Annotated in this window: 1 protein-coding gene; it reads right to left on the reverse strand. The window is 43.1% G+C overall.

The features are described 5' to 3' along the window. Window positions 1-950: IS30 family transposase (locus KGF70_RS16915; RefSeq protein ID WP_216786526.1), on the reverse strand; the 950-nt coding region annotated here is incomplete at its 3' end. Between the last annotated feature and the right edge of the window lie 88 nt (window positions 951-1,038).

Genomic DNA, 1,038 nt, shown 5'->3' on the forward strand with positions numbered 1-1,038 from the left:
TGCTCATCAGTGATTTGATTTACGAATGCCTCAAGTGGTGTTTGATAATTGAGACTTTTTCTGGGAATATGGTTCCGTCGACTAGCAACTGCCTGGACAAATTCATCTGATAGCTGGTCCATGATGAGATCATGGTGCAACCCATCCTTACGAAGTAAGTTGTTGGTGTTTTCATTCAACCCACGTTGATTGGGTGCTCCTACAGCGGCAAAGTAAATATTTAAATCAAACTGGTTAGCAATCGTTCGCCAACCGGCGAACTCCTTACCATTATCAAACGTGATGGACTTAAACAAGTGGCGTGGCAGCTTCGTCAACCAGGCTGCTAAACTACGATTGACGTTTTGTGATGACTTGGTATGTGAATTCAAAACAATTGCGACCTTGGTCTGCCGTTCAACCAGTGTGGTTACGGCACCCTGATGGTTTTTGCCTTGAACCGTGTCGCCTTCTAAATGACCGAATTCTCGTTTAAAATTAGGATAGTCCTGATAACGGGTTTTTAAATCTCTGCCCAATTGCCCAGCTTTTCCTCGTCGTTCAACGTACCCATTAGGGTGACGCTGACCATGCATGGGTAAATCTTTGGCGAACAAGCCAAAAGCATCACGTTTGAAAATGCGATATAGGGTTCGTACGCCGCAGCTAAAAGAACGTTCGTGGCGATTAATAATTGTATCTGGTTGCCACCCCGCTTGAATTTTGGCTTGGATATAAACCAGTTCATCAGGGGATAGTTGAATGGGCTTACGCCCACAATGTTGTTTGTGCCGTCGATAATGTTGTTGGTAATCAATAAGCGTACCGCCAGCGTCAAGAAAACGATAGATGCGATAAACGGTTTCAGCACTCCGGTGGAGTGCTGGTGCTACTCGGTAAGCCTTTTTATTGAGCTTCCAAAAGGAATAAATTGTAGTGAGTTCGTCTATGGTAAGATGAGTATAGGTCATTTGTGATCAGCCTTTCTTTTGATTTCAACACTCAAAAGTCTATCACAAATGGCTTTTTAAATTTCTAACTTAATTTTACAAACAGGGA

The sequence above is a fragment of the Lactiplantibacillus sp. 7.2.4 genome, assembly GCF_018991185.1.
Classification (GTDB): Bacteria; Bacillota; Bacilli; order Lactobacillales; family Lactobacillaceae; genus Lactiplantibacillus; species Lactiplantibacillus pentosus.